Here is a 22,318-nt window from a genome sequence, read left to right on the forward strand (position 1 = left end):
AGGAGCCACCATGATCGATGCGGTTGATATTTGGGTTAAGGGCATTGTGCAAGGGGTGGGATTCCGCCCCTTCGTTTATCGTATGGCGAAAAAGTACCTGATCAACGGGTGGGTGCTGAACGCTACCGACGGTGTGCACATTCATGCTGAGGGCGAGAGCAAGCTGGTGGACGAGTTCATCATGGAGTTGTCCGACAACGCCCCGGCCGCCGCTAAGGTGGAGGAAATCGATATCAAGGAAGTGCCGCTTGAGGACTTCGACTCCTTTGAGATCCGCTTCTCTGATGACGATGAGGTGGCTGAGACTACGCTGGTCTCGCCCGACCTTGCCACCTGCGACGATTGCGTGGCGGAGCTGTTCAACCCGAACGACCGCCGCTATCGTTACCCCTTCATCAACTGCACGAACTGCGGGCCGCGCTTCACCATCATCGATCATTTGCCCTATGACCGCGCGGCCACCTCAATGGCGGCTTTCCCCATGTGCCAGCGCTGCGCGGCCGAGTACGCCGACCCCCTCGACCGCCGTTTCCACGCGCAGCCCGATGCCTGCTTCGAATGCGGTCCTTCGGTGACGTGGCGCGTGGGGGCGAACGGCGAGGAGTCCCTTGGCAAGACGCGCGAGGAGTCGGACGCTATCTTTGCAGCTGCCGTGGATATGCTGATGGGGGGTAAGATTCTGGCTGTAAAGGGCCTGGGCGGCTTCCACTTAGTGTGCGATGCGAACAACGCCGAGGCTGTGGCCGAACTGCGACGCCGCAAGCGTCGCGACGGCAAGGCCTTTGCGGTCATGGCTTCCTCGGTGGCGGACGCGCGCTGCCTGTGCAGCGTGTCCGAAGAAGAGGAGGCGGTGCTGACGGGCTCGGCGCGGCCTATCGTGCTGCTGCGCAAACGCCCCGACGGCGCCATTGGTGCCGGCGTGGCTGATAAGCTAACTGAACTGGGCGTTATGCTGCCCTACACGCCGGTGCAGCACTTGCTCATGCACGATTTCGCCGAAGCCTGGCAGCGCCAGGCGGGGACTACGAAGCCGGGCGATGCGGTTCCTGGCCAGGTCGTGCCGCTGCTGGTGATGACGTCGGGCAACGTCCACGACGAGCCCATCTGCGTCACCGACGAGGAAGCCCGCGAGAAGCTGGCCGGCATCGCCGATGCCTTCCTGGGCAACAACCGTCCCATCCTGACGCGGTTCGACGACACTGTCGTGCGTCTCATCCGCGTGGGGGAGACCGAGGGTCGCCCCGACTACGCCGTGCAGTTCCTCCGTCGCGCCCGCGGGTATGCTCCCGTGCCCCTTTCCACCGCCACGGGGGCTGTGGCCGTGGCCGAGAATGCGGCGGCCCAGGGCGCCGAGAAGGCAGCAGGCGTGGTGGCTGAAGCGGAGGCCGCACCTGGGGACGAGGCCCAGAAGGGCGCCGCGCCCAATGCGCCTGTCGGCGGCATTATCTTCGCCGCCGGCCCTGAGCAAAAGAACACCTTCACGCTGCTGCGCGGCACCGATGGCTTTGTGTCCCAGCATATCGGAGATGTCGAGAACGCCGAGACCTACGATGCGTGGCTGGCTACAAAAGACCGCTTCGAGCGTCTTTTCGAGATGACGCCCACCCAAGTGGCCTGTGACCTGCATCCGGAGTACCTTACCTCAAAATGGGCTCATCACCAGGACCTCCCCGTTACCGAAGTGCAGCATCATCACGCGCACCTCGTCTCGGTGATGGCCGAGCACGGTCTGACCGATGCGGTGTGCGGCATTGCCTTTGACGGCACTGGCTATGGTGTCGACGGGGCCATCTGGGGCGGCGAGGTGCTGCTGGCTAACCGTCAGGCGTTCGAGCGCTTCGCCAACTTCGCCTACGTGCCCATGCCCGGCGGCGTGGCGGCCATCAAGCACCCGCTGCGCATGGCCTACGGGGTGCTGTGGGCCTATGACCTGCTGGATCATCCGGCAGCTCAAAAGGCTCTGGCGCCCCTGGGCGAAGAAGCCGAGGTGTGCGAGAAGATGATCGACCGCGGCTTGAATACGCCCATGACCTCTTCGGTCGGGCGCCTGTTCGATGCTGCCAGCGCGTTGCTGGGCGTATGTACCGAGCCGTCCTACGAGGGCGAAGGGGCCATTTTGCTGGAAGCGGCCATGGAGTCGACCGGCGCTGCGGCGCCGGGGGCGGCCGCCCACGAAGAAGCCGCTGGCGTCATACCGGAGGACGAGTTGGGCGCCAAAGAGCGCTACGCCATTACGGTCGTGAAGAACACCGCCACGGAGGCCAGCACAGCCGAGGACACGTCGGTGGTGCTTCTCGACGCCGAGACCACCTTCCGCGCCCTGTTGGACGATGTCTCTGCCGGCGTGCCCGTCGCTATCATCGCACGTCGCTTCCACGACGCCATGGTGTCGGCCATAGTTATGGCTGCCGAGCTGGTGCGTGCTATGTACGGCATCGCCACCGTGGTGCTCTCGGGCGGCGTGTTCATGAATCGCTATCTGGTAGAGCATGCGTTGCCCGCTTTGGCCGAGGCCGGCTTCACGGCGGCCATCAATCGCGATCTTCCACCCAATGATGGGTGTATTTCCTATGGTCAGGCGGTGGTGTGCTCCGCTCGTTCCGCTGAGCAGGTAGACTAGCCGAATCCTCGCTCTCAAGGGCGGGGCAACTTGAGACAATGGGCGAAAAGAAGCTTGCTGAACGGAGTAGCGTATGTGCTTGGCAATTCCCGCGAAGGTGGCGAAGCTCGAAGAGGGCAACTTGGCCACCGTTGATATCCTGGGGGTAACCCGCGAAATTTCCGTCGATCTGACGCCTCAGGCCCAGGTGGGCGATTACGTATTGGTGCATGCCGGCTTTGCCATCGAGGTGGTGGACGAGCAGTTTGCTCAGGAGACCATCGACCTCATCAAGCAGTTTCCCGAACTGGCGGACCTCGACGCGTCGGCGGCTTAGCCATGGATTCCCTGAAAGAGGAATTGAAGGCCTTCAAGGATCCGAAGCTTGCCCACGGCCTCATCGAGTCCATCCAGGCACTTGCCCCCGAGCAAGCCACGCTCATGGAAGTGTGCGGCACCCATACGGTGGCCATTGCTCGCAATGGCATTCGTGGTCTCATGCCCGAAGGCACGCGCTTGGCCTCGGGGCCGGGGTGCCCCGTGTGCGTAACCAGCAATCACGACATCGACAAGGTCATTGCTCTGGCGCGCGTGCCTGAAGTGACCATCGCCACGTTCGGTGACATGACGCGCGTGCCGGGTTCTTCGTCCAGTCTGCTAGCCGAACAGGCCGCAGGTCGCGCGGTGGAAATCGTTTACTCGCCGCTGGACGCGCTGAAGCTGGCGGCCGAAAACCCTGACAAGCAAATTGTCTTCGTGGGCGTGGGCTTCGAAACCACGACGCCGCTGGTGGCCATGGCCATCAAGCGTGCCAAGGCCATGGGACTGAAGAACTTCTCTGTTTACGGCGCTCACAAAAATATGCCGGGAGCTTTGGAAGTGATCATCAACGATCCCGGCGTACAGCTGGATGCGCTTATTCTGCCGGGCCATGTGTCTACCATTATCGGTGTCGAGCCCTATCGCTTCCTTGCCGAGAAATACGGCGTGCCCGGGGTTATCACGGGGTTCGAGCCCGTGGATGTTCTGCAAGGCATTGCCATGATCATGCGCCAGCTGCACGAAGGACGCGCCGATATCGAGATTGCCTATGCGCGCGGGGTCATGCCCGAGGGCAATCCCGTGGCTCTGGCCGCTATCGACGAGGTCTTCGAAACCTGTCCCGCTACCTGGCGCGGCCTGGGAGAAATTCCCGGTTCGGGCTATCGTATTCGCGAAGAGTTTGCCGATTTCGATGCTATGCGCCGCTTCGACCCGATCATCGAGCCTACGGTGGAGCCCAAGGGCTGTCGCTGCGGCGATGTGCTGCGCGGCATCATGGCGCCCAGCGAGTGTCCCCTGTTCCGCACGGTGTGCACCCCCGAGAACCCCGTAGGTCCCTGCATGGTGTCCAGCGAGGGCAGCTGCGCAGCGTACTACCGGTACTACTAGGACGCGAGGCGACTCGTGGCCGCTTCCCAATCTCACTATATGTATGTGCTTGAGTGCGTCGATGGCTCGTTGTACACGGGCTATGCTGTGGATGTTCACGCGCGCCTGGCGGTGCATAACGCGGGCAAGGGCGCGAAATACACGCGCGCCCGCTTGCCCGTCAGTCTTTTGGCCTATGCTTCGTTTGAGACTAAGCATGATGCCATGCACGCTGAGTATGCGTTCAAGCAGTTGACCCGCGACGAGAAAGACGGGTTGCTATCCGTCGCCGCGCGCTCAAGTTTTGAGGAGGCGCTGCGACCTCTGCTGGAGGAGAGCGACTAGCTCAGCTTCCCGCCCAGTTCCTTCGCGGCGGCTGCCTTGTCGAAGTTGCCGCCCGTGCGCTTGGTCAGCTCTCCCATGACGCGGCCCATGTCCTTCTTCGTGGAAGCGCCGGTGTCGGCCAGCACCACGTCAATGAGGGCCACCAGCTCTTCGCCCTCCACTTGCTTCGGCAGGTACTCTTCCAGAATGGCTACCTGTGCGGTCAGGGTGTCGGTGCGCTCCTGGTTGTTGCCGGCCTTGATGGAGCCGTCCAGGGTTTCCTTCGTCTGCTTGATGGTGCGCTTCAGCATGGCGTCCACGTCGGCCTCGGTTACCTCGCGGCGCTCGTTCACCTCGATGCTCTTCAGCTCGGTGTGCACCTGACGCAAAATGTCGCGGCGCGCATTGTCGCGGGCCTTCATAGCGTTCTTGATCTCGTCCTGCAGCTGCTGGTATTCCATGGCGGTCCTTTCGCGATCGACCTTTTCTTCCCATGATACCTTAACGAGTCGTTTGCTTCAGGCGATAAGCTGCTTCTTTGCTTTCCGCAGGTCTACGCGGAATCGGCCAGCTGGGTTGTGACGCTCTTGGTATCTTGCATCTTCGTAAGGCAACGGTAAGTTCGATCGATGGAACGCGCCCGGGCCTCTCTCTAGGATGAAATAGGTAAGAAAAGCCTGTCCGCCGAGAGAAAGGACTGTCGTGAAGACCGTGGGGAAAGTTATCATCGCGTTAGTAGTGATAGGGGCCGTGGGCGTGGTGGCGCTGGGTCAGCTGCCGAAGATCGAGAGGAGCTACTAATGGCTGAAGTGTACACTGAGCCGTTCCCGGCGGCTTCTCCGGCGGGCGCCCCGCCGATCGATGCCTTTGCGCGAGAGCAGTACGGAGCTCACGGGCGCCCGATGTCTTCGGGCGTTGGCGCGGCCAACGGCGGTGCCCCCATGCTCTCGGTGCGTGATGTGGAAAAGATGTTCGGCAGCCGCGACTCGGTAACCCGAGCATTGGCCGGTGTCAGCTTTGACGTGGGCACCGGTGAGTTCGTGGGCATCATGGGGCCTTCGGGTTCTGGCAAGTCCACGCTCTTGAATTGCGTTTCCACCATCGACACCGTTACCAGCGGTCACATCCTGGTGGGCGGCCGCGATATTACCGCCCTGTCCCGTCGCCAGCTGGCGAAGTTCCGCCGCGATGACCTGGGTTTCATTTTCCAGGATTCGAATTTGCTGGACACGCTTACCGGGTTCGAGAACATTTCGTTGGCGCTGACCATCAAGGGTGCTCCCGCGCGCTCCATTCCCGGCAAGGTGAACGCCATGGCAACCCGTCTGGGTGTTGACGCGGTGCTGCAGAAGTACCCCTACCAGATGTCCGGCGGTCAGCGTCAGCGCATTGCGGCGGCCCGCGCCATGGTGACCGACCCGAAGCTCATCTTGGCCGACGAGCCTACCGGCGCGCTGGATTCACGCTCCGCCGCCGTCATGCTGGAGATCATGGAGATGATGAACCAGCAGCTGGGCGCTACCATCATGATGGTGACCCACGATGCCTTTGCCGCCAGCTACACCAATCGCGTGCTGTTCATCAAGGACGGCGCCGTGTTCAACGAGTTGCGCCGCGGCGACGAGACCCGCGAAGCGTTCTTCGCGCGCATTATGGAAGTGGTGGCCTTCCTGGGAGGCGAGGCGGGCCATGTATCTTAAGCTTGCCTTGCGCAACGTGCGCCGTTCGGTGCGCGATTACGCTATCTACTTCGTCACGCTGCTCTTCGGCGTGGCCGTGTTCTACGCGTTCAACTCCATTGGCAGCCAGCAAATTCTGTTCGACCTGCAGTCGTCTACGTCGGAGCGACAATTTGAGACCACGGCCCAATTCCTCGGCATGTTTTCCGTGGTGGTGGCCTTTGTGCTGGGCTTTCTCATTCTGTACGCGAATCAGTTTCTCATTCGCCGCCGTAAGCGCGAGTTCGGCACGTATCTGGTACTGGGCATGAGCCCGGGCCATGTGTCGCGCATCGTGCTGTACGAAACGGTGCTGGTGGGCCTGGTGTCGCTGGCTGTGGGCCTGGTGGCTGGCATGCTCCTGTCCCAGGGGCTGAGTTTTCTGACCGCAATGCTGTTCGGCACCACCATGAGCAACTACCAATTCGTGTTCTCCCAGGACGCGTTCTTCACCACGCTGGTCTGCTTCGCCGCCATTTACGTAGTGGTGGCCCTGTTCAACACCATTACGGTCAGTCGCCAGAAGCTGATCAACCTGCTGCATGCCGAAGCCCAGAATCAAAGGACCGGCGTGCGCAACCCCTGGGTGTGCCTTGTGGTCTTCGTGGCGTCGCTGGGCGTTTTGGCCTACGCCTACCAGCAGCTTATTGAGAGCGGCCTGGTCATGCTGGACGATCCGCGGTTCTTCCGCGCCACGGTGGCCATGTTGGCGGGATCGCTGCTGTTCTTCTGGTCGCTGGCTGGGTTTGTGGTAGCCGTGGTCACGCGGCTGCGCAGCGTGTACCTCAAGGGCCTGCGCATGTTTACTGTGCGTCAGATTGCCAGCAAGATCAACACGGCATTCCTGTCGTTGTGGGCCGTGTGCGTGCTGCTGTTCTTCTCCATCACGGTGTTCTCTACGGGCATGGGCTTTGTGGAGGTGTTCGTCGGTGGCATCGAGAAGGCGAACCCCTATTCCGCTACTCTGACGGCCGCGGTGTGGTATGGGCCTGACGGTGATCCGCGGGCTTCGGCGGGCAGCGCGGCTCGCCATGACGAGATGGCAGCCGAGGCCCCCGAACGGCTGGAGGCAGCCGAGGCGGCAAACTGGGATATGGCGTTGCCGCTGCAAGAGGCCGCGCCCGAGCTCTGGGCCGAGACGATCGGCGAGTATGCCCAGATAAACGAGTACTTGGTGCCCGATAGCACCTACGACGAGCTGATCAAGCCGGCCGAGGAGGCCTCTCCCGGCGTCAATCTTCGCATGGACGACCTCGAGAGCATCCGCTCGACGGAGCTTGGGGTGGTGGGACTGTCGGAGTTCAACGACTTGCGCGCCCTGCAGGGCCAGGAGCCCATTGCGCTGGAGGCGAGCCAGTACGCTCTGGCCAACAACATGGAGATTTCGGCCGAGCTTGCCCGCGCCGTTGTGAAAGCGGCTCCGGCGGTGGCTGTACAGGGGCAGGCCTTGACGCTGACGGGCGACGTTCTAGATACCCAGTTAGAGGACAACGCCATGACCTCCGCGGGGCTTATTCTCGTGGTGCCCGATACGGTAATCGACTCGCTGGTGGACGAGGGTATCATTCCTTCGCGGTCGCTTCTGGACGTGAATTATGCCGACAACGGCAAGACGGTGGAGGAGAACGACGCCGCCTTGCAGGACATCGTGGCCGCTGCTCAGCCGGTCGACATGGGCGGCTTCGAGAAGGGAGCCTCGGGGTCGTCGGACCAGTGGGCGAGTCTGCTGTGGCCAGTCACCCGTGTTATCACCGCCAACGACATGGCGACTCAGGCTGCAGGCTTGCGCCTTATGATCACTTACCTGGCACTCTATATCGGCTTCATCTTCCTGGTGTCCACGGCTGCCATTCTGGCCATCCAGCAGCTGTCCCAGGCCTCCGACTCCAGCCAGCGCTACCGCACTCTGTGGAAGCTGGGCTGCGACCGCCGCATGGTATTCCGCTCGCTGTTGGCCCAGGTGCTGGTGTACTTTCTCGTGCCTCTGGGCTTGGCCGTATGCCACGTGGTCTGCGCCGTCGGCGTCATGGCGGAGAGCCTATTCAACGCCATGGGGGTAAGCACGTTCGCTCCCATTATGCTGGCCGCAGGTCTTACCCTGGTTGTCTACGGTGGCTATATGGTAGTTACGTACTTCGCCAGCCGCGGCATCGTGAAGGGCGTCCTGCAGCAAGGGTAGCCGTTGCTGTCCGCGCGGGAGGGCGGCGGCCTCGTCGTCTGGCCGCCCGCTCCGCTGCTCGGTTTCCGGACTCGGGAACGAGACAAGTCAGACGGTTGGCCGTCTCATTCCTGGGCGCCCTCTCAATGAGACGGCCAGCCGTCTGACTCGTCTCATTCCTCTTGGGGGCAGCGAGAAGGTTCCAGAAACGGCCTCTTTGGTATCTTTTGAGGTGTCAGAAAGAGGCCGTTTGGTTCCCCGCTTTGGCAAAAGGCCAGGTGAGAGTGGCGGCGTCTAGACAGCAGGGAAACCAAACAGCCAGTTTTGGGAATCTGCCGTCCTTCTCCGCTGCCCGCCCCTCTGCCAGCCGCCCGCTTCGCCGTCTGTTTCTCTGCTGGTCCCTGCTTCGTCGCCCTTCCGCGCTACTGCGAGGCCAGAAGCTTGCGGGTGCGATCGTGGGAGAAGGTGAGGATGACGCGGGTGCCAACCCCTTCCTCGCTGGCCAGCCCCACATGCAGTCCCATGGCGGCACAGAGGCTGGCTACTAGGTAGAGGCCCATGCCGGTGGCCGAACCGTGGGCGCGACCCACCTCGCCCGTAAAGCCGCGCTCGAAGACGCGGGGCACGTCCTGGGCGGGAATACCGCAGCCGTTGTCGCGTACCTCCAGCACCGTGCGGCCGCGGGGCGTGCCCGCTTCCTCCTCCCGAGCGACAAAGGTCAGCTCGGTAGCGCCGTATTTGGCGGCGTTGACGGTAAGCTGGCTGAGAATGAACACGAGCCAGGGCTCGTCGGCCAGCACGGTAAGGCCCTCGGGGATAGAGAAGCGGGGCGTGCAGCCGCGCTCGATGAGGAAGCGGGCGTTGCGCTTGCAGGCTTCCCGCGCCGCGTCGAGCAAATCGACCTCGCGAATGGCATAGTCTTGAGAAAGCGAAGAGGAGCGCGCGTAATAAAGAGCCTGGTCAACCTGGGCTTCAATGCGCTCCATCTCGCGAGCCACCTTACTAGCCAGGGGGCCTCCCTCGTTGGCGGTCATGAGCTTGACGGCGGCAATGGGCGTTTTTATCTCGTGGATCCACAACTCGATATAGCGTCGATAGGCCTCGTCGTCTGCCGCGATCCCATCGACTTCGGTAGCCGACAGGGAGCCCACGGCGCGCCCGGTTTCGTAGGCAATGGCTCCCTCGAGGAAGGACGGCTCAGCCACCAGCGAGGCGAAAACGCTGGCGCGGCGCAACGACGCAACGAGTTGGCTGAGCTCGCGGTACCAGGCTGCTTTGCGTCGATAGTCGATGACGGCCACACTGAGGCCGCACAGGGTGACGAAATCGGCGATAAGCAAGGTGCCGTGGCCTGACACGCCCAGGGTGGGCAGCATAAGGAAGAGTCCCGCCAGGCACAGTACCAGAGCCAGCAGGGCGAACCAGTGGTCGCGCGCATAGCTTGCTGGCGTGAAGGGTGGCAAACCTGCTTCGAATTCCCCGCTTTCGCGATGAGGCGGCCGATTCATACGGCGTAGCCCTGTCCGCGCCGAGTGACCAGGAAGTCCTCGGGAACGCCCAGGGACCCCAGCGTCTTGCGCAGCCGATTCACATTGACCGTCAGGGTGTTGTCGTCGATAAAGGCGTCCGACTCCCACAGGGCGCACATGATGTCGCTGCGCGATACCACCGTCCCCGGCGTCTTCATGAGGGTTTGCAGAATGCGCAGCTCGTTGCGCGTAAGCTCGGCGGTACGTCCCTGATAGCCGACGGTCGCCTCGCCCAGATTGAGCGTCACGCCGCGATGCTCCATGATCAGGGCCGGCGTTCCCGCGGCGGTGCGGCGCAGCAGAGCTTGAATGTGCGCGAGCAGGACGGCGGGGCGATAGGGCTTCACTACGTAGTCGTCGGCCCCGAGGTTCATGGCCATAACCTCGTCGAACTCGCTTTCCGATGAGGTGAGCATGATGATGGGGACGGTGCTTTTGGCACGTAGATCGCGGCAGATGCTGTGGCCGTCGGCGCCGGGCAGCTTGAGGTCGAGCACAATGCAATCAGGTCGTGCGTCGAGAGCCATGGTCGCAGCCTGCGAAAAACCGGAGGTGCAGACGCCTACGGCGAACCCTGCAAGCTCAAGAAGATGAGCCAGTTCGTTGCGAAGGGCAGTGTCGTCTTCGATCAAATAGATGCGCTGGGCCATGACGCCTCCTGGTGGTCAAAAACAAGTCGATGTTTATTGTATCGCCGTGGCGTCAAAAGCGGTCGACTGACTTGCAACCTTACGCAACCGTAAGGGCTGTCCAGTGGGGAGCGTCGTTGAATCAAGAGGCCTGCAGGTTCTGCAGAGCGACGTTTTAAGAGGGAATTATATTATTCACTATTTCAAATAATGATCAATTTATCAGGCAATATAATTATCTGTAGACAATATGGAGTCCAGAGAATTCCAAGGCAAAATGGCGAGAAGCTTGTCTATAGTGCCAGCACACGAGAAGGCAAGAAAGGACAATCAATGACCAAGGCAACGAAAACCCTGAAGCAGTTGCGCAAGGCTGCTAAACTGACCAATCGCGCGTTCCGCAAAGAGGGACCGAAGAGCTACAAGAAGGGTCAAGGTGCTCTTCTGAAGGTGCTGCACTGCTCCGGCGGCGAAATGGTCTCGACGGAGCTGGTGGACAAGCTCGGCTATGACCGCCGCTACCTGAAGGACGTCGTGCGCAAGGCCGTGCGCGGTGGGTACGCTACTCTCGAGGACGTCCCTGGCGAGCGTGCCTATCTTGTGCGCATTACGCCCGAGGGCGATGCAGTGGCCGAAAAGCGCTGCGCTGCTCAAAGTGAGGTGGCCGACCGCGTGCTGTCGGCTCTTACCCCCGAAGAGGTAGAGCAGCTGAACGCCCTGACCGAGAAGATTATCGTCCAGTGCAAGGAGATGGGCGCTCACGGCGCACGCAAGCATGGTCGCCGTCACGGCCAGGGAAAACGTCGTCACCGCAAGTAAGGTGACGCCAGCAAGCGGCCATTCGGCGCCGCGATAACTAAAGGCGATAAAAGAGAGCGGGCCCCGAACCAGAGGAAAGGTTCGGGGCCCGTAGTGTTCTTGACGCCCGAGGGGGAAAGGGCGCCTCCGAACGAAGAGGAGAGAGAGGCCGGGTCGAGAGGGGGGTTTCGACGAATCGGTCTCTACGAGTCCTATTATAGAGCGGTATTATTCTAAGTCAAGAATAATTTATACCTGAGAATATATTTCTCAGCATTCGTAAACAATGGAGCCGAATTGCTCGGCGCTGCCGTGCGTGACACGGGCGTATTCTCGGGCAAAAGCCTTGTCGGTGAGCACGGTGCGCAGTGCCCGCACCCAAGGCCGGTTTCGGTTGCTTTTTGATACCGCCACGTCGAGCCACTCGCGCTGGAGCGGCACGAATTCCACGCCGTCGACCTGGGCAACAAGGGACTCGTCGACGACGGCTACGTCCGCACGACCGCTGGCAACGGCTTGGGCAGCAGCAAGCCCCGTAGGGAAGGAGTGCTTGTAGCCTTCGAGAGACGGAAGGTGTGCTTCCAGAGCAAGAAGCTTCTCGTCAAGAAGAACACGCGCTCCGCAGCCGATGGGGCGATTTGCCAGGCGCACGCCCGGTCTCAGAAGCGCGCCCCAAGAGGAAATACCCCGAGGGTTGCCTGCCGCGACGGCGAATCCCTGGTAGCGGCTGATGGTCCGCATAACTACTATCGGAAGGCCGGGCGCCAGGCGCTGTACATAGGGCACGTTGTAGCTGTTCGTTCGCTGGTCGTACAAGTGGATGAGGGCTCCGTCGACGCTTCCCTCATAGAGAGCCACCAGCGCCGCATAGCTTTCGAGGGCGACGCGCTCGGTTCGGCCCCCCTCCTGATCGAGGCGGTTCACCAGGAGGTCGAGGGCGAGGCCCTGGCCGGCAAGCAGGAAGGGTTCGTCGAACCCCCGCGAGGATTGCGGGTCCAAAGGTGGGGCGCCTAGGTGCCGTGCTGGAAGGGCGGCGAGAGAGGAGGAGATGATGCCAGGAAGCTTCATTGTCTGGGTTACGCCGGCCTTCTTCGGCTCTGTCGCACCGCTTTGCGAGGAGCCGCTGCGCTGGCAAAGGCGATAATGCTCGACGTCTTCGAGGAAGAACAGCAGCTTGCGCCCCATGCGGTACGAGGGCAGATCCCCGGATTTCGCGAGGGCGTATACGGCATTGCGACCAATGTGCAGCAGGGAAGCCACGTCCTCCGCATTGAGAGCCTTGTCGTTCATATATCCTCCTTTGCGAATATTATATACATATGAGAATAAATAGGGCTCGAAGGGTTGGGCTTCGCTCTTTTTCGTCAAGAAGCCGTCAGGGCAGGGACGAAGCGGGACGAAGTGGGACGAGGGAGCAGGACGGTTGTGAAGCGCCCCGATTGAGACGCGAGAAGGTTGCCGTCTTCCCTATAGTGCTTTCTGCAACGAACAGCCCGACGAACCGGGCCTGAAGAAAGGAACTGCATCCTATGAAGATTTCTGCTCGCAACATCCTGAAGGGTACGATCGAGAACGTGGCCGAGGGCGCCGTCAACGGCGTGGTGGCCATCAAGGTGGGCAACGACACCGTGAAGGCCGACATCACCATGGACGCCATTCGCGACTTGGGCCTGGAGTACGGCAAGGAGTGCTACGCCATCGTGAAGGCCACCTCGGTGATGTTCGCCACGGGCGAGGAGCGCCTCACCTGCCTGTCCGCCCGCAACCAGCTGGCCGGCACGGTAGTGGAGGTACGCGAGGGAGCCGTCAACGGCCACGTCGTTCTCGAAACCGCCAACGGCGTGCGCATCAAGGGCTCTATCACTAACGAGGCCATCGAGAACCTCGGCCTGAAAGAGGGTACGAAGGCCCTGGCCATCGTGAAGTCCACCGACGTAATGGTGGGCGTGGAGTAAATCTCCTTTCGACCCATTGAATAAGCGAACGAGAGCGGCGCCTTCTGCGGTTCCCGCGTCGAACGGCATCGCTCTCTTTCCGTCTTCTCCCGCACGGCCTCCTGAGCAAAGGAGGCCGTCGTTTTTTGTTCAAAAAATGCGCTTCGTTAACCGTGTTTGTCGCTGTTCGAGTCTTAGGGCTCCAGACAGGTCGCGTCTTGCTTTAAATGGCCCGGTTGTGGGGGTGACGGACGGAAGAAGGCGGCAATGCGAGCAAGGGGGCTCTCCGTGGAAGGTGCGTGCTGCTAACAGAACGAAAAAACTTGCATCAATCTCCCCTCCGAAGCTGGGAAGAAAAGCGCCTCTGTTAAAAGTAGGGTAGTATGATCAGGAAACTATGGGAAAGGACTGATCATGCGAGCAATGCCCTCGAACCCGTTGGATCCGCGCATCAAGAAGGTGTGGCGCATCAGCGACAGCATCTGGATTGCCATTGTCTTCCTATGCTGCTTTACTCCCTTCGCGCTGATCGCGGCGCTTGATCCCCTTGAGGCCGAGTGGGCCGGTGCCGTGGCCCTTGTCGTTGCCGTGGTGTGCGTGGCGCTTTTCATCTTTATCGTGGTGGTGCTGCCGCCCATTCGCTATGCACGCTGGCGTTACGAGCTGACTGACGATTACCTGGACATCGCCCGCGGCATTTTCTGGCGCAAGCGCTTCGTCATCCCGTTTATCCGCGTGCAAAATACCGACACGCGCCAAGGGCCTATTTTGCGCGCCTTCGGCTTGGCCAGCGTCACGGTGGCCACGGCTGCCGGCGAGCACGAGATCCCCGGGTTGGGTATCGAAGAAGCCGACGTGCTGCGCGATCGCGCCGCCGAGCTTGCCCGTTTGGCCCGAGAGGACGTGTAATGAGCGGAAGCATGAGCGACGGCCGACGCGCAGAGGGCGAAGCCGAGGCCCAGGCCCAGGCCCAAGAGCAAGCGCAGCCTCCGGTCCAGCCGCAGTCGCAGCCGCAGCCCCTGGCCCAGCCGCAACCCCAAGTTCCAGGGCAAGTGCAGCCCCCGGCGGTCGCTGTCCCCGGCGCCGCTCCAGTTCCGTCGCCGGCGCAAGCCCCTCTGCAGAAGCATCATGTCCACCACTCCTATATGTGGCTGGAAAGCGTACGCACGGCCTTCATCGTGGCCGTCATGATTGTCATCGCGAACTTCTCTACTTTGGTGGGGCTGCTGGCCGACGGGGAGCTGGACGGTTTGTCCGGCGGAGTGCTTTTGGCGCTTGTGGGCGGTGGCACGCTGTTTCTCATTGTGGCAGTGGTGGCCATCGTGGTGGTCACGCGTCTCGTCAGCTACAAGCATCTTTACTTCACGGTGGGGCCGGACGAGTTCACGTTGTATTCCGGCGTGTTCAATAAAAAGCGCGTCCACGTGCCCTATCAGCGGGTTCAGTCGGTAGACCAGCGCGCCACGCTGCTACAGCGCATCTTCGGCGTGTGTACGGTGGCCATCGACACTGCGGGCGGTGCCTCCAACAAGGCCATCGTGGTGCCTTACGTCACCAAGGCCCAGGCCGAGTGGCTGCGCACCGAGCTCTACAACCGCAAGACCGCTTTGACGGCCCAGGCGTCGTTCGCGCAGGGCGCCACCCCTGGCCCCGTTGCCGCAGGGGTGGGGACGCCGGTTGCCTCTGGGGCTCCCGGGCTGGGCGCTGTTGACCCGGCCGCTATTGCGGCAGCAGCAACGTCGCCCTCGGGCAACGTGCTTGATGCCGGCGCCGAGGCCTGGAACGAGGTGGGCGGCTTGTTCGCCGGTCCGGCCCAGGACACGGGTCGAGTTGCCTACGAATACGGTCTGACCAACAAGGAGCTGTTCCTGGCAGGGCTTTCGAACACCACATCGGTGGGCCTCATCATGGCCGGCCTCTTTGTCGGGGTTCTGCAGGTGGTGTCCTTCCTTTTCGACATTATGGGAGATTCGGCCAACTCGATGGTCGAGGGGGCTCTGACCTATGCGGGCTCCCAGGCGGCTGCCTGGCTGATCGGCGGCGTGTCGGCGGCCGTTGTCGGCTTGGTGCTGGTGCTGTGGCTCCTGTCGGCGCTGGGCTCGTGCATCAGCTACGGCGGCTTCAAGGCGCGCCGTCGCAACAATCGCATCGAGGTTGAGTACGGCCTGTTGCAGCATACCTACCAGGGCGTCTCGGTGGATCGCGTGCAGTCAGTGGTCATCAAGCAAAGCTTCCTGCGCCGTTTGTTCGGTTACTGCGAGCTTTCGTTGGGCAAGATCGATGCCAGCGACGATAGCGAAGACGCTGCGAAAAAAGGGTCCCTCGCTCAGCAGGGCCTGATCATCCATCCCTTCGTGAAGATGAACCGCGTACCCGACATCCTTGCCGGCCTTATTCCCGAGTTTGCCGATTTGCCTCGGGAGACAAGGCCGCTGGCGCCGGTGGCGCTTCGCCGGGCCGTGGTGCGACGCAGCGTTCTGTTCGGCAGTGGCTTTTGGCTGGCCATCTGCGTGGTGTTGGTGGCCTGGGGTCTCAGCTGGCTAGGTGGTCAGGTGGAGACCGGCGCCCTGCTGCTCGATGCCGAGGACGCTTATCTCGTGGGACTCTGCCTTTCCTTCGGCGGTGTCGCGGTGGTCATCGGATTGGTGCTGGCCGCCATCTTGTTCATCATTGACATCGTCGACGCCGTGCTGTGGGCGCGTGAGTCCAGTTTTGCCTATAACCGGCGCTTCATGCAGGTGAGCAACGGCGGTCTTTCCCGTGAGACGGTCAGCTTCCCTCGCCAGAAAATCCAGTTCGGCTGTGCGCGCAGCAACCCCTTGCAGCGCCGGGCCGGCACCGATACGCTCATGGCCACTACTGCCGCCGGCTCCGGGGGCACTACCACCACGCTTATCGACGTGGCTCACGAGGATGCCCTGGCGTGGCTCGACTGGGTGAAGCCGGGCGGGAATGTGGTAAAGTAGCGCCCATGAACAAATCAGACGAAACCTCACCCAGCAAGCCCGCCTTTCTTGACTTTCTTCGCTCGGGACGCCGCGAGAGCGTCTCGGAGGACGAAATCAAGGACATGGTGGCCGACAACGACGAGCTGCTGGAAGACGAAAAGCGCATGATCAACGACATCCTCGATTTGGGGGATATGACCGTGCGCGAAATTATGAAGCCCCGCGTGGACATGATCATGGCCGAGGACGTGGAGCCCATTCGCACGGCGCTGGATCGTATGCGCGGCACGGGCTACTCTCGTCTGCCGGTGTACCACGAGGAAGTGGACGACGTCATCGGCATCGTCTCCTACAAGGATCTTATCGGCCCCTTGCTTGACGGCCGGATGGACGGCCCGGTGTCCGATTTCATGTACGAGCCGCTCTACGTGCCCGAAACCAAAAACGTATTGGCGCTGCTCAGCGAGCTGCAAGAGGCCCGCATGCAGATGGCCATTGTGGTGGACGAATACGGCGGTACCGACGGCCTCATCACCATGGAAGACATCGTGGAAGAGGTAGTGGGTGAGATTGCCGACGAAACCGATCGCGATCGCGACCTGGTAGTTATTGTGGCTCCGGATCAGTGGCGCGTGGATGGTCGCCTCCCGGTAGAAGATGCCGTGGAGCTGGGCTGGCCGCTGGAGGAGTCGGATGACTACGAGACCATCGCCGGCTGGCTTATCGACCGTCTCGACTATGTGCCCAAGGTGGGCGATGAGTTCATCGTCGACGGCTACTCCTTCAAGATCGAGAAGATGCGCCGCTCGCGTATCTCGGTGATCCGTGTGAAGAAGGTTGAAGAAGAAAGTTGTGAAGACGAAGCCACAACCGTCTAAAACGTCAACGCTGCTACCTGCGGAAACGCTCAAATAAGGGTTTGTCAAGCGAACAAAACGTGAACATCGGCCGCTGTCTAGAAGCTTAAATGAGCCAACTAGGCTAAAATAGCCCGAGTCGAAAAACAGCATACAGCCTTTATTGGGCAGCAAACTCCACTCCACAATCCAACACGCTGCTTACCGCCCTGGCGGTTGGTTTCGTGCTGCCGAGAGAGGAAAACCTTGGTTACAAAGCGTCAACAAAGTCACGGAGGAGCAGTGCTTCTTATCGTTGCTGCGGCCTGCGTGCTTTCGCTCGTGGCTGTGGGCTTCTTCAACTTTGGCTGGGCTTCGGCCGGCTCCCACGACGTGGATGCCACCACGTTCGGCATCGAGCAGCAAAGTTCTCAGAAAAAGCCCGACACGTCGGAGGTCTCTCCTGCCACCGTCGATGATAAATCCGACGCCGACGTGCTGCCGGTGCAGGATATTTCCGACAGCGCTTCCCTTCAGGTTGCCTCCTCGCGCGACGTCAGCGCCGGGGTGCAGGAAATTGCCGAAGAGGAAGAGGCGGCCCGCATTGCCGCCGAGGAAGCGGCCCGCGCTGCCGAAGAGGCCGCCATCCAGCGCGCCGCCGACAATCGCGCTGCCTATCTGAACACCTTCGGCGACCTTCCCGCCGGCGATGTCGATTTCTCCATCGGCGAGGAGGCCTTCGTGGCCGAATGGACCGAGCGCATCAATAACTACCTGTTCGGCAGCCCTCTGGCCGGCCACGGTGAAACCTTTGCCCGCGCCGCCTGGGAGCACGGCATCGACCCCCGCTGGTCGCCGGCTATTTCCAACACGGAAAGCACGAAGGGCCGCGTATGCTTCAAGCAGAACAACGCTTGGGGCTGGGATCAGACGAACTGGCCCGATTGGGATCAGGCCATCAACGCCCATGTGGCCGGCTTGGCCCGCGGCTATGGCTTCACCATCAGCTATTCGTACGCTCAGCGCTACTGCCCGCCCAATTACGACAATTGGTATCGGGACACCCTCAATCAAATGACTCTCATTTAGTTTCGTTCGCCCTGCCGGGGCGAACGATCCTATTGACGCTGCGGTTCCGACAGGCACCTGGCCTCGCACTTCACCGCTTTCCTTCGCGTAACGAAGTACGCTCAGCCGCGGTTCAGCACGATTCCAGGCACCTGTCGAAACCTCGCTGGCTTCCTTGGGCGCATCCCTCGGTCTATAATGGCTCCTACCTAATTTATCTATAAAGAGAATGGCTGTTTTATGAGCAATGTGATTGTGGTGGGGTGTGGGCGCGTGGGCTCGCAGCTGGCCAACATGCTTTCCGACAACGGCAACAATGTCTGCTGCATCGATAAGAATGCCGACGCCTTCGCCAATTTGGGTCGCAACTTCAATGGGTCCACGGTGCAGGGCGTGGGCTTTGACGAGGATGTGCTCATCCGCGCCGGGGTAGAGGAGTGCGACGTGCTGGCGGCTGTTACCCAGTTCGACAACGCCAACCTCATGTGTGCCGAGGTGGCCAACCATCTCTTCGGCGTGCCGCACGTGATCTCGCGCTTGTACAACCCCGACCACGAGCGCGCCTACATGCAGCTGGGCATCGACTACGTCTGCGGCACCTCGCTCGTGGCCGAGGACGTGTTCTCGAAAATTGTTTCGGGCCACGGGTCCCATATTGAGACCTTCGGCGAATTCGAGGTGCTGCGTTTCACCCTTGACCTTTCCAGCCGCGACAACAACAAGACGGTGCGCGTGTCGGAGCTCGAGCGCGACCACGAGGTGCGCATCATCGCCTTTGAGCGCGCCGACGGATCGGCCTCCTCCATTCCCACGCCCGACTCGCTGCTCTACGCGGGCGACTCGGTGCTGGCTTGCGTGCGGCACGATGTCATCGCGCAGTTCTCGCGCTACATTCTCGATTAGGAGGCCTGCATGTACGTTGTTATTGCCGGTGGTGGCAAAATTGGCTCCTACCTTGCCTCTATCCTGTTGAAAAGCGGCAACGACGTGGCCGTCATCGAGCAGAAGCTGGCCACGGCCGACCGCCTGTCGGTGCAGCTGGAAGGGCGCTATCTGGTTATTCACGGCGACGGCTGCGACTCGCGCTATCAGGAGGATGCGGGCATTCGCGGCGCCGATGTGTTCGTGGCCACCACGGGCATGGACGACTCCAATCTGGTGTCCTGCGAAATTGCCCAGCGAGTATTCCATGTGCCGCGCTGCATTGCCCGTGTCAACAATCCGAAGAACGAGCGCATTTTCCGCGAAGTGGGCATCGAGTGCGTATCCTCCACCACCCTTATCGCCAACCTCATCGAGGAAGAGGCCCTGCTCGGATCGGTCAGCGTCGTTTCCTCGCTCAACCACGGCAACGTGGCTCTGGCCGAGGTGGTGGTGCCTACCATGAAGCACTTCTCCAACGACGATGGGGTGCTCATCGAGGAAATCCCCCTGCCTCCCAATGCTCTTATTGCGGCCGTGGCCACCAAGGGCGATGTGGAAGTGGCCAACGAGGAGAGCCTGCTTTTTCCCGGTGACAAGGCCATTGTGGTGGCTGACGAGGACGTACTCGACGACGTGCGCCTGGCCTTCAAGGGGCTTTAGTGCCGCCCGCCGCCGACACCCACCGACCTCCTGTTCTGCAGCGGCCGTGGCCCCGGCGCCGCAGTTGGCTTGCTGCCTTAGCCGTGGTAGCCGTGTTGGTTGCGGCATTGGCCGGCCCCTCCGTTGCGTGGGGAGCCGATTATCGCTGCGCGCAGGTAGATCTGGTGGCCCAGGTGGAGACGAACGGCGCTGTCTCCGTTGTGGACCAGCGCATCTTCGAATTCGCTTCCGAAGACGGCACTTATCCGGCCGATGAGGCCGAGGCGGAGGCCGACGAAGCCTCGGCTGCGAAAGACGAAGAGGCCTCTTCGGAGAAGGAGGGCGAAAGCGCCACCGTGGGCAAGGGCGATACCCCTGCCGACGGTGCGGCCACGGCAACGGAGCTGGCCGACACCGCTCCCCACCGCCAGACTCTCGAGTGGCTCTACGATGGTTTTGGCGAAGACGCCGAGGTGACCATCAAGCGCGTGCGCATGGCCGCAGCCGATGCCGAGGGCAACGTGACGGGCGAGTGGCGCAAGCTCAAGCCCATCACCTTCGTGCTGTCCTGGCGCGACGGCGGCGGTCCCGAGAAGGAGGCCTGGTCGTTCGACAAGTACCGCTCCACGCTGTACGCCTATATTGAGAATGTGGACGAGCGCGTGGTGTTCGAGGTTACCTATACGGTGCGTCATGCGGTAACGGCCTACGATGATGCCGGTGACTTTTCCTGGGAGTACGCGCCCCGCAACTACCCGGTCGATCTGCATCAGGTACGGGCGCAGGTTGTTCTTCCCGTTCCCGCCGATGACAAGGTTCAGCCCGGCGAGAACGTGCGCGCCTGGGGCCACGGTCCCGCCGACGGCACGGTGGACATCGAGAAAGACGGCACCGTTACCTTCGCCGACCCGCAAGTGCCCTCGCAAGCCTATGCGCTCGGTCGTGTCATGTTCCCCGTGGGGTGGCTCACCAACATGCCCGATGACGAGCGCTTCGCCCATCAGGGCTCGTTGCAGTATGAGTACACCACCCGCTATGAGGAAGGCTGGGTAGATAGCGCCTCCTACCAGAAGATCACGCGCGACGGCTTGTCCGGGGGGCTGCTGGCCCTGGCGGCCTTGGCCCTGGTGGGGGCCGTGGGGGCCTATGCGCGCTGGGGGCGTCAAAAGCCGCCTCGATTCACCGATGATTACAGCAGCGACGTGCCCGACGCCGCCCTGGCGCCGGCGGTGCTCGGACGCCTGTGGCGCTGGAATCATCTGAGCTTCGACGACGTTATGGCCACCGTGGCCGACATGGTCCTGCGCGAGGTGGTTGTGCTGAGGGAGTCGGCGGGGGGTTCGGGCGAGATTGTCTTCGATCCGTGGCGCGAAGCGGAGCTCTCGGAGAATGAGAGTCGCGAAGCCAATCAAGAAGAGGCCGACGCCCATGCGGCCGACCAGCGAGCCACGCCCGAGGCGGTCCTGGCGGCGTCGCGCCGCGATGTTATGGACGCGGCTACGCTGCGGCTGCTTACCTTCGTTTCCCAGGGCGATGGCGTTTTGAGCACTGAGCAGCTGGTGGCCTTTGCCCATCAGCGCCCCGGTGCGTTCCTTCGTGCGGTCAATGGCTGGCAGCAGGTGCTGACGGCCACCGTGGAACCTTATGGCTTCTTTGACAGCAAGAGCCGCCGGGCGCAGCGTGCGATGTTGGTGGTTGCGGCGCTTCTGGCCGTGGCCGGGGTGGCGGCCTTGTTCGTTCTCGGCGTGGCAACGGGGTTGCTGACGCTGGCAGCCGCAGCGGCCGTGGGCGTGCTGGCCAACTACACCATGCGCCGTTCCCCCGCAGGCAACGAGATTACGGCTCACGCCAAGGCGCTGCGCAACTGGATGCGCGATGGCGGCCCGGCAGCGGAGGCGTGGCCCGAAGGCGCCGTGGAGGCATTGGTCCCCTATGGCGTGCTCTTCGGTGTTCTGGACCAACTTCCTCCGACGAAATTGGGGGCCTTGGTACAACGTGGCGCGGCCGTTGGCGAGGGAGCCCTCCGATCGTCCTCCCGTCGCGCTGAAGTGGCCGGATCCACGGGCGAGGCGCCCCTCGACCAAGGGGTCGAGCCCCATTGGCGTCCTTTCTGGCGGCGCTCGCCCTCGTCGCAGGAAGATCAGATTGACGATGACTTTTAGCCTCAGGTTAAAGTTGGATAACGATGGCGGGGCGCTGCGGAGAGCGCGGATGCCCCTGCTATAATCACGGACAGAAACCCATTGGCAAGGAGGAGCTGCATGAAAGAGAAGTCCCTGGTTCCCGGCAAAGATAACATCGTGCTTATCGGCATGCCCGGTGCCGGCAAGTCTACCTTGGGCATCGTCTTGGCGAAGATCCTCTGCTATAAGTTTATCGATGCCGATCTGCTCATTCAGGAGTCGTGTGACAAATCGCTCCAGCGCCTCATTGACACCTTGGGCCCCGACGCCTTTCTGGAAATCGAGAACCAGGTGCTTTCGGAGATGAACTTCGAGCACTCGGTTATCGCTACGGGCGGTTCGGCCATCTACAGCGACGCGGCCATGAGCCACCTTGGCGAAATCGGCCGCATTGTGTACCTGAAGATCAGTTTCGACGAGCTGAAGAACCGCCTGTCCGACTTCTCGGAGCGCGGCGTGGTCATGCGCGACGGCATTGGCATGAGCCTGCGCGACTTGTACGACGAGCGCTTGCCTCTCTACGAGAAGTATGCCGACATCACTGTGGACGTGAACGATCTGTCCATCACGGCCGCGGCGCGCAAAGTGGCCCATGCCTTGAAATAGCGACCCGCCTCTTGT

At 61.8% G+C, this 22,318-nt stretch carries 20 protein-coding genes; 16 read left to right on the forward strand and 4 right to left on the reverse strand.

Annotated elements, in window-relative coordinates; all coding sequences use genetic code 11:
- The first annotated feature begins 10 nt into the window (after positions 1-10).
- The 4 genes from PZH32_RS01665 (at position 11) to PZH32_RS01680 (ending at position 4,354) form a co-directional block, all read left to right on the forward strand.
- The gene (locus PZH32_RS01665) at positions 11-2,620 is read left to right on the forward strand and encodes a carbamoyltransferase HypF (RefSeq protein WP_275205892.1); all 2,610 of its coding nucleotides are present in this window, start codon (positions 11-13) and stop codon (positions 2,618-2,620) included.
- A gap of 73 nt (positions 2,621-2,693) precedes the next feature.
- A complete protein-coding gene (locus PZH32_RS01670) occupies positions 2,694-2,936 on the forward strand; it encodes a HypC/HybG/HupF family hydrogenase formation chaperone (protein ID WP_275205893.1) in 243 nt (80 codons plus the stop codon).
- A 2-nt stretch (positions 2,937-2,938) separates the two neighbouring features.
- Positions 2,939-4,030, forward strand: a complete 1,092-nt coding sequence (hypD, locus tag PZH32_RS01675) for a hydrogenase formation protein HypD (protein WP_275205894.1) — start codon at positions 2,939-2,941, stop codon at positions 4,028-4,030.
- A 15-nt stretch (positions 4,031-4,045) separates the two neighbouring features.
- Positions 4,046-4,354 carry a GIY-YIG nuclease family protein gene (locus PZH32_RS01680; RefSeq protein WP_343074485.1) on the forward strand — a complete coding sequence of 103 codons (309 nt, stop codon included), beginning with the start codon at positions 4,046-4,048 and terminating at the stop codon, positions 4,352-4,354.
- On the opposite strand, the gene PZH32_RS01685 is transcribed toward PZH32_RS01680, so the two are convergent.
- Complete coding sequence (locus PZH32_RS01685; RefSeq protein ID WP_275205895.1) at positions 4,351-4,794, reverse strand: GatB/YqeY domain-containing protein; 444 nt, start codon at positions 4,792-4,794, stop codon at positions 4,351-4,353. The genes PZH32_RS01680 and PZH32_RS01685 overlap by 4 nt on opposite strands.
- Positions 4,795-5,235: 441 nt before the next feature.
- Between PZH32_RS01685 and PZH32_RS01690 the strand changes: the two genes are divergently transcribed.
- Both PZH32_RS01690 and PZH32_RS01695 read left to right on the forward strand, forming a co-directional pair.
- Positions 5,236-6,033 (forward strand): ABC transporter ATP-binding protein, encoded by a 798-nt coding sequence (locus PZH32_RS01690; RefSeq protein ID WP_428994016.1) that lies wholly within the window; start codon positions 5,236-5,238, stop codon positions 6,031-6,033.
- Positions 6,023-8,230 carry an ABC transporter permease gene (locus PZH32_RS01695; protein ID WP_275205896.1) on the forward strand — a complete coding sequence of 736 codons (2,208 nt, stop codon included), beginning with the start codon at positions 6,023-6,025 and terminating at the stop codon, positions 8,228-8,230. The genes PZH32_RS01690 and PZH32_RS01695 overlap by 11 nt, the downstream gene beginning before the upstream one ends.
- 401 nt (positions 8,231-8,631) lie before the next feature.
- Here PZH32_RS01695 and PZH32_RS01700 read toward each other — a convergent pair whose 3' ends face one another.
- Entirely contained in the window at positions 8,632-9,717 is a 1,086-nt protein-coding gene (locus tag PZH32_RS01700) for a sensor histidine kinase (RefSeq protein WP_275205897.1), read from the reverse strand.
- The gene (locus PZH32_RS01705) at positions 9,714-10,388 is read right to left on the reverse strand and encodes a response regulator transcription factor (protein ID WP_275205898.1); all 675 of its coding nucleotides are present in this window, start codon (positions 10,386-10,388) and stop codon (positions 9,714-9,716) included. Before PZH32_RS01705 ends, PZH32_RS01700 begins: the two co-directional genes overlap by 4 nt.
- Before the next feature lie 312 nt (positions 10,389-10,700).
- Between PZH32_RS01705 and PZH32_RS01710 the strand changes: the two genes are divergently transcribed.
- Positions 10,701-11,186, forward strand: a complete 486-nt coding sequence (locus PZH32_RS01710; RefSeq protein ID WP_275205899.1) for a MarR family winged helix-turn-helix transcriptional regulator — start codon at positions 10,701-10,703, stop codon at positions 11,184-11,186.
- A 249-nt stretch (positions 11,187-11,435) separates the two neighbouring features.
- Here the strand turns inward: PZH32_RS01710 and PZH32_RS01715 are convergent, their stop codons facing one another.
- The gene (locus tag PZH32_RS01715; RefSeq protein WP_275205900.1) at positions 11,436-12,455 is read right to left on the reverse strand and encodes a helix-turn-helix transcriptional regulator; all 1,020 of its coding nucleotides are present in this window, start codon (positions 12,453-12,455) and stop codon (positions 11,436-11,438) included.
- A 239-nt stretch (positions 12,456-12,694) separates the two neighbouring features.
- On the opposite strand from PZH32_RS01715, the gene PZH32_RS01720 reads away from it, so the two are divergent.
- The 9 genes from PZH32_RS01720 (at position 12,695) to PZH32_RS01760 (ending at position 22,303) form a co-directional block, all read left to right on the forward strand.
- Entirely contained in the window at positions 12,695-13,120 is a 426-nt protein-coding gene (locus PZH32_RS01720) for a TOBE domain-containing protein (RefSeq protein WP_275205901.1), read from the forward strand.
- 393 nt (positions 13,121-13,513) lie between these two features.
- The gene (locus PZH32_RS01725) at positions 13,514-14,008 is read left to right on the forward strand and encodes a PH domain-containing protein (protein ID WP_275205902.1); all 495 of its coding nucleotides are present in this window, start codon (positions 13,514-13,516) and stop codon (positions 14,006-14,008) included.
- Positions 14,008-16,065, forward strand: a complete 2,058-nt coding sequence (locus PZH32_RS01730; protein WP_275205903.1) for a PH domain-containing protein — start codon at positions 14,008-14,010, stop codon at positions 16,063-16,065. The genes PZH32_RS01725 and PZH32_RS01730 overlap by 1 nt, the downstream gene beginning before the upstream one ends.
- A gap of 5 nt (positions 16,066-16,070) precedes the next feature.
- A complete protein-coding gene (locus PZH32_RS01735) occupies positions 16,071-16,925 on the forward strand; it encodes a hemolysin family protein (RefSeq protein ID WP_275205904.1) in 855 nt (284 codons plus the stop codon).
- Between the two features lie 261 nt (positions 16,926-17,186).
- Positions 17,187-17,972, forward strand: coding sequence for a CMP-2-keto-3-deoxyoctulosonic acid synthetase (locus PZH32_RS01740; RefSeq protein ID WP_275205905.1), 786 nt, complete (start codon positions 17,187-17,189; stop codon positions 17,970-17,972).
- Positions 17,973-18,191: 219 nt separating this feature from the next.
- Complete coding sequence (locus PZH32_RS01745; protein WP_275205906.1) at positions 18,192-18,854, forward strand: potassium channel family protein; 663 nt, start codon at positions 18,192-18,194, stop codon at positions 18,852-18,854.
- 9 nt (positions 18,855-18,863) lie between these two features.
- Positions 18,864-19,535, forward strand: a complete 672-nt coding sequence (locus tag PZH32_RS01750) for a potassium channel family protein (protein ID WP_275205907.1) — start codon at positions 18,864-18,866, stop codon at positions 19,533-19,535.
- Entirely contained in the window at positions 19,535-21,676 is a 2,142-nt protein-coding gene (locus PZH32_RS01755) for a DUF2207 family protein (protein WP_275205908.1), read from the forward strand. Before PZH32_RS01750 ends, PZH32_RS01755 begins: the two co-directional genes overlap by 1 nt.
- A gap of 99 nt (positions 21,677-21,775) precedes the next feature.
- Positions 21,776-22,303, forward strand: coding sequence for a shikimate kinase (locus PZH32_RS01760; RefSeq protein ID WP_275205909.1), 528 nt, complete (start codon positions 21,776-21,778; stop codon positions 22,301-22,303).
- Positions 22,304-22,318 lie beyond the last annotated feature (15 nt).

Source organism: Adlercreutzia equolifaciens (assembly GCF_029076695.1).
GTDB lineage: Bacteria > Actinomycetota > Coriobacteriia > Coriobacteriales > Eggerthellaceae > Adlercreutzia > Adlercreutzia equolifaciens_A.

Excerpts from the sequence above, each read along its gene's own strand:
- PZH32_RS01665 (WP_275205892.1), top strand. The coding sequence starts at position 11 with ATGATCGATGCGGTTGATATTTGGGTTAAGGGCATTGTGCAAGGGGTG.
- PZH32_RS01670 (WP_275205893.1), top strand. The coding sequence starts at position 2,694 with ATGTGCTTGGCAATTCCCGCGAAGGTGGCGAAGCTCGAAGAGGGCAAC.
- hypD (WP_275205894.1), top strand. The coding sequence starts at position 2,939 with ATGGATTCCCTGAAAGAGGAATTGAAGGCCTTCAAGGATCCGAAGCTT.
- PZH32_RS01685 (WP_275205895.1), bottom strand. The coding sequence starts at position 4,794 with ATGGAATACCAGCAGCTGCAGGACGAGATCAAGAACGCTATGAAGGCC.
- PZH32_RS01690 (WP_428994016.1), top strand. The coding sequence starts at position 5,236 with ATGTCTTCGGGCGTTGGCGCGGCCAACGGCGGTGCCCCCATGCTCTCG.
- PZH32_RS01695 (WP_275205896.1), top strand. The coding sequence starts at position 6,023 with ATGTATCTTAAGCTTGCCTTGCGCAACGTGCGCCGTTCGGTGCGCGAT.
- PZH32_RS01700 (WP_275205897.1), bottom strand. The coding sequence starts at position 9,717 with ATGAATCGGCCGCCTCATCGCGAAAGCGGGGAATTCGAAGCAGGTTTG.
- PZH32_RS01705 (WP_275205898.1), bottom strand. The coding sequence starts at position 10,388 with ATGGCCCAGCGCATCTATTTGATCGAAGACGACACTGCCCTTCGCAAC.
- PZH32_RS01710 (WP_275205899.1), top strand. The coding sequence starts at position 10,701 with ATGACCAAGGCAACGAAAACCCTGAAGCAGTTGCGCAAGGCTGCTAAA.
- PZH32_RS01715 (WP_275205900.1), bottom strand. The coding sequence starts at position 12,455 with ATGAACGACAAGGCTCTCAATGCGGAGGACGTGGCTTCCCTGCTGCAC.
- PZH32_RS01720 (WP_275205901.1), top strand. The coding sequence starts at position 12,695 with ATGAAGATTTCTGCTCGCAACATCCTGAAGGGTACGATCGAGAACGTG.
- PZH32_RS01725 (WP_275205902.1), top strand. The coding sequence starts at position 13,514 with ATGCGAGCAATGCCCTCGAACCCGTTGGATCCGCGCATCAAGAAGGTG.
- PZH32_RS01730 (WP_275205903.1), top strand. The coding sequence starts at position 14,008 with ATGAGCGGAAGCATGAGCGACGGCCGACGCGCAGAGGGCGAAGCCGAG.
- PZH32_RS01735 (WP_275205904.1), top strand. The coding sequence starts at position 16,071 with ATGAACAAATCAGACGAAACCTCACCCAGCAAGCCCGCCTTTCTTGAC.
- PZH32_RS01745 (WP_275205906.1), top strand. The coding sequence starts at position 18,192 with ATGAGCAATGTGATTGTGGTGGGGTGTGGGCGCGTGGGCTCGCAGCTG.
- PZH32_RS01750 (WP_275205907.1), top strand. The coding sequence starts at position 18,864 with ATGTACGTTGTTATTGCCGGTGGTGGCAAAATTGGCTCCTACCTTGCC.
- PZH32_RS01760 (WP_275205909.1), top strand. The coding sequence starts at position 21,776 with ATGAAAGAGAAGTCCCTGGTTCCCGGCAAAGATAACATCGTGCTTATC.